The sequence below is a fragment of the Pseudomonas sp. EGD-AK9 genome, from assembly GCF_000465935.2.
Classification (GTDB): domain Bacteria; phylum Pseudomonadota; class Gammaproteobacteria; order Pseudomonadales; family Pseudomonadaceae; genus Aquipseudomonas.
This window is the reverse complement of record NZ_AVOF01000235.1, coordinates 1-5,248: the sequence shown is the minus strand read 5'-3', so window position 1 is coordinate 5,248 and position 5,248 is coordinate 1. Positions and strand designations below refer to the sequence as shown.

General features: G+C 64.3%; 3 protein-coding genes and 2 pseudogenes. All 5 read left to right on the top strand.

The window, feature by feature from the left end:
* Nucleotides 1–508, top strand: a pseudogene (locus N878_RS11990) (hypothetical protein); the annotation flags it as partial.
* A 245-nt stretch (nt 509–753) separates the two neighbouring features.
* The gene (locus N878_RS11985; RefSeq protein WP_021443895.1) at nt 754–1,851 is read left to right on the top strand and encodes a carboxynorspermidine decarboxylase; all 1,098 of its coding nucleotides are present in this window, start codon (nt 754–756) and stop codon (nt 1,849–1,851) included.
* A gap of 134 nt (nt 1,852–1,985) precedes the next feature.
* The gene (locus N878_RS11980) at nt 1,986–3,230 is read left to right on the top strand and encodes a saccharopine dehydrogenase family protein (RefSeq protein WP_031303084.1); all 1,245 of its coding nucleotides are present in this window, start codon (nt 1,986–1,988) and stop codon (nt 3,228–3,230) included.
* Nucleotides 3,231–3,451: 221 nt separating this feature from the next.
* Nucleotides 3,452–4,999: a 2-isopropylmalate synthase gene (locus N878_RS11975; protein WP_021443893.1), complete on the top strand. Its 1,548-nt coding sequence runs from the start codon at nt 3,452–3,454 to the stop codon at nt 4,997–4,999.
* Nucleotides 4,996–5,248 (top strand): annotated as a pseudogene (locus tag N878_RS11970) (energy transducer TonB); the annotation flags it as partial. The gene N878_RS11975 and the pseudogene N878_RS11970, both read left to right, overlap by 4 nt.

The following is a 5,248-nucleotide window of genomic DNA, read 5'->3' as shown; positions in this document are numbered from 1 at the left end:
CAATGCCTCGGCCTGCTCGGCCAGCGGCGGGCGCTGGGAGGACCGCGGCAACGAGGGCCTGACCGCCGGGCTGAAGAACGTCTTCGTCCGCGACGCCTCGGGCAATCCGGCGGGCAGCGTCTCGGCCAGCGAGAAGCGCAACCAGCTGATCATCGAGACCGATCGGGTAAACGGCGTCAACGGCAGCGGCGCGCAGCTGGTGGTGGACAACTTCCACACCTCCGACGCCAATCCGGCCGACGCCAATGCCAACAGCTACGGCGTGCGCGTCGACCTCAACCTCGACGTGGCACCGACCAAGGTCTGCGACAAGGGCGCCAGCGGCTGCCCGCCGGTGACGCCCGACCCGTTGGGCTTCGCCGTCAACGGCCGGGTGCACTTCAAGGAGATCAACATCGACCGCATCCAGAACGTCCACCCCACCGGCGGCGCGGTCACCTCGATGTACGGCATGAAGCTGCAGAACGCCGATATCCGCGCCAACCTGACCGCCACGCCGATCAACTGAAGGCCGGCGGTCACGCCCCTGTCATGGCAGGCCCGTAGGGTGCGCTATGCGCACCGAGGCTTCGTACACCCCGGCGCGCACGGCGCCCCCCGCATTGGCTTCTGCCGAAGCAACCGGTAATCGCCCGTTGTACAAAAAATCTCCAATGCCCTTTCGATATTTGTCGGTAATCGGCACAATTCGCGTCCACTTTTTTCTGGGGGGTCGCAAGGCCCCTCATCGGCCGACCTTGCGGGGGCTACGAGATGATCCAAACGCCGTACTACCTCATCGACAAACAGAAGCTCCTGGTCAACCTGGAGAAGATCGCCTACGTGCGCGAGAACTCCGGGGCCAAGGCGCTGCTGGCGCTGAAATGCTTCGCCACCTGGTCGGTGTTCGACCTGATGCAGCAGTATATGGACGGCACCACCTCGTCCTCGCTCTATGAGCTCAAGCTCGGCCGGCAGAAGTTCGCCGGCGAGACCCACGCCTACAGCGTGGCCTGGGCCGACGACGAGATCGAAGAGATGGTCGCCAACTGCGACAAGATCATCTTCAACTCCATTGGCCAGCTCGAGCGCTTCGCCGCGGCCACCGAAGGCACTATCCGCGGCCTGCGGGTCAACCCGCAGGTGAGCAGCTCCGACTACCTGCTGGCCGACCCGGCGCGCCCGTTCAGCCGCCTCGGTGAGTGGGACCCGGAAAAGATCGCCAAGGTCATGGGGCAGATTTCCGGCTTCATGTTCCATAACAACTGCGAGAACGCCAGCTTCGAGCTGTTCGACCAGATGCTGACCCGCATCGAGGAGCGCTTCGGCCACCTGATCGCCCAGGTCGAGTGGGTCAGCCTCGGCGGCGGCATCCACTTCACCGGCGAGGGTTACCCGATCGATGCCTTCTGCGCGCGGTTGAAAGCCTTCTCGGAAAAATACGGTGTGCAGGTCTACCTGGAGCCGGGCGAAGCGGCGATCACCCTCAGCGCCTCGCTGGAAGTGACCGTGCTCGACACCCTGTACAACGGCAAGCACCTGGCCGTGGTCGACAGCTCCATCGAAGCGCATATGCTCGACCTCTTGATCTACCGCCTCAATGCCAAGATGGCGCCGAACGACGGCGAACACAGCTACATGGTCTGCGGCAAATCCTGCCTGGCCGGCGACATCTTCGGCGAATACCAGTTCGACAAGCCGCTGCAGATCGGCGATCGCCTGTCGTTCATCGACGCGGCGGGTTACACCATGGTCAAGAAGAACTGGTTCAACGGCCTGAAGATGCCGTCCATCGTGGTGAAACAACTCGACGGTAGCGTCGAGGTGGTGCGCCAGTTCGAGTTCGACGACTACCTGTCGAGTCTCAGCTGACAGGTTCAAGTCACGTAGGGTGGACGACGCTTCATCCGTCCACCATTTGCCAAGCGATGGTGGATGAAAAGAGCGTCATCCACCCTACGATTCATCAAACGCTTTCAATAACGCAGTACTAGGAGGTGGAACAATTGAAGAAGAATGTCCTGATCATTGGTGCAGGAGGTGTTGCCAAGGTGGTGGCCCATAAGTGCGCGCAACACAATGACGAGTTAGGTCGCATTGCAATTGCGTCGCGCAACATCTCCAAATGCCAGGCCATCATCGACAGCGTGCAGGCCAAGGGCGGCCTCAAGCAGCCCGGCGAGATCAAGGCCTATGCGCTGAACGCCCTGGACGTGGAAGCGACCAAGGCACTGATCCGCGAGACCGAATCGCAGATCGTCATCAACGTCGGCTCGGCGTTCCTCAACATGTCCGTGCTGCGCGCCTGCATCGACACCGGCGTCGCCTATCTGGACACCGCCATCCACGAAGATCCGAGCAAGATCTGCGAAACCCCGCCGTGGTACGGCAACTACGAGTGGAAGCACCTGGCCGAATGCCAGGAAAAGGGCGTGACCGCCATCCTCGGCGTCGGCTTCGACCCGGGCGTGGTCAACTCCTATGCCGCTCTGGCGCAACAACAGTACTTCGACAAGATCGAGTCGATCGACATCCTCGACGTCAACGCCGGTTCGCACGGCAAGTACTTCGCCACCAATTTCGACCCGGAAATCAATTTCCGCGAATTCACCGGCACGGTCTACAGCTGGCAGAACAGCCAGTGGGTGAGCAACCGCATGTTCGAAGTCAAGCGCACCGACGATCTGCCGGTGGTGGGTGAACAGAACCTGTACCTGACCGGCCATGACGAGGTGCACTCGCTGTCCAAGCACCTCGACGTACCGAATGTGCGCTTCTGGATGAGCTTCGGCGACCACTACATCAACGTGTTCACCGTGCTGAAGAACCTCGGTCTGCTCTCCGAGCAGCCGGTCAAGACCGCTGAAGGTCTCGAAGTGGTACCGCTGAAAGTGGTCAAGGCCGTGCTGCCCGATCCCGCCTCGCTGGCGCCGGGCTACAGCGGCAAGACCTGCATCGGCGACCTGGTAAAAGGCACGAAAGACGGTAAGCAGACTGAGCTGTTTATCTACAACGTCGCCGACCACGAAGAAGCCTTCGCCGAGACCGACAGCCAGGGCATCTCCTACACCGCCGGTGTGCCGCCGGTCGCCGCTGCCCTGCTGGTGGCGCGTGGCGAGTGGGATGCCAAGCGCATGGTCAACGTCGAGGAGCTGCCGGCCGAGCCGTTCTTGAAGCTGCTGGACGTGATGGGCCTGCCCACCCGCATCAAGGACGAGCACGGCGACCGTCCCTGGGATCAGCCGCTCTGATCGGCTGCGCCTAGCGCACAGGATCGGCAAACGCCCGCCACTTGGCGGGCGTTTTGTTTTCCGCCGTTACCATCGGCGTGCACTGCCCCATGGTGGATGTAAAAAGCGACATCCACCCTACGAGCCGCAGCTGTGCCTTCCCGGCCCGCCCATTTCACGCGACAATCGGCCGATTACAGACGCCCCCACGAAGGGCGCCCGGCAGCCGTGAGGAACCCCCTATGAGCAGCAACGATCGCGTCATCATCTTCGACACCACCCTGCGCGACGGCGAGCAGAGCCCCGGCGCCTCGATGACCGGCGAGGAGAAGCTGCGCATCGCCAAGGCCCTGGAGCGCCTGCGGGTGGACGTGATCGAGGCCGGTTTCGCCATCGCCAGCCCGGGCGACTTCGCCGCGGTCAAGGCGATCGCCGACAACATCAAGGACAGCACCGTGTGCAGCCTGTCGCGCGCGGTGGACGCCGACATCGAGCGCGCCGCCGAAGCGCTCAAGGGCGCCAACAGCGGGCGCATCCACACCTTTATCGCCACCAGCCCGATCCATATGCAGTACAAGCTGCGCATGCAGCCGGACGACGTGGTGGCCCAGGCCGTGTATGCGGTGAAGAAGGCGCGCAACCTGTGCAGCGACGTGGAGTTCTCCTGCGAGGACGCCGGCCGCTCGGAGATCGACTTCCTCTGCCGCATCATCGAGGCGGCCATCGACGCTGGCGCGCGTACCATCAACATCCCCGACACCGTCGGCTACGCCATCCCGCACCAGTACGCCGACACCATCCGCCAGTTGCTCGAGCGCGTGCCCAACGCCGACAAGGCGATCTTCTCGGTGCACTGCCACAACGACCTGGGTCTGGCCGTGGCCAACTCCCTGGCCGCCGTGGTGGCCGGTGCGCGTCAGGTCGAGTGCACCATCAACGGCCTGGGCGAGCGCGCCGGCAACGCCGCGCTGGAAGAGATCGTCATGGCCATCAAGACCCGCCAGGACCTGCTCGGCGTCTACACCAATATCGACACCCCGCATATCCTCAGCACCTCGCGCATGGTCTCCGGTATCACCGGCTTCCCGGTGCAGCCGAACAAGGCCATCGTCGGCGCCAACGCCTTCGCCCACGAGTCCGGCATCCACCAGGACGGTGTGCTCAAGCACCGCGAGACCTACGAGATCATGTCGGCCCAGTCGGTGGGCTGGAACACCAACAAGATGGTCATGGGCAAGCACTCCGGGCGCGCCGCCTTCCGTTCGCGCCTGGACGAGCTGGGCATCGTCCTGGCCGGCGAGGCCGAGCTGAACGCCGCCTTCGCCCGCTTCAAGGAGCTGGCCGACAAGAAGCACGAGATCTTCGACGAGGACCTGCAGGCGCTGGTCTCCGACACCCTGGCCGAGGAGGCGCCGGAGCACTTCAAGCTGGTCACCCTGGAAGTGGCGAGCAAGACCGGCGAGGTGCCGCAGGCGCAGATCGTGGTCAGCGTCGAGGGCAACGAACGGCGTGCCGGCGCCCAGGGCTCCGGCCCGGTGGATGCCACCTTCAAGGCCATCGAGGCCATCGCCGCCTCCGAGGCCAGCCTGCTGCTGTATTCGGTCAATGCCATCACCCAGGGCACCGACTCGCAGGGCGAGGTCACCGTGCGCCTGGAGAAGGGCGGGCGCATCGTCAACGGCAACGGCGCCGACACCGATATCCTGGTGGCCTCGGCCAAGGCCTATATCAACGCGCTGAACCTGATGCAGGTCGGGCAGAAGGCGCACCCGCAAGTGGAGGGCGTGTGATCCCCGAACTCCGTCGGCGCGCCTACCTGGGCGCCATGCAGGTGGCCAGCTGGCTGCCGCGCACCGTATTGCCCTTCGCCGCGCCGTCGCGGCCGGAACTGCTGGAGCCGCCGCAGGCGGAAATAGAGGTCGAGACGCCGGTCGAGCCGGTCGCCGTGGCCCCGGCGGTAGCCCGCGAAACTGTGCCGGCGCCCACTGCCGAGCGGCCGAAGATCGAAGTGCCGCGCCCCGCTGCCCAGCCGCGCCAGG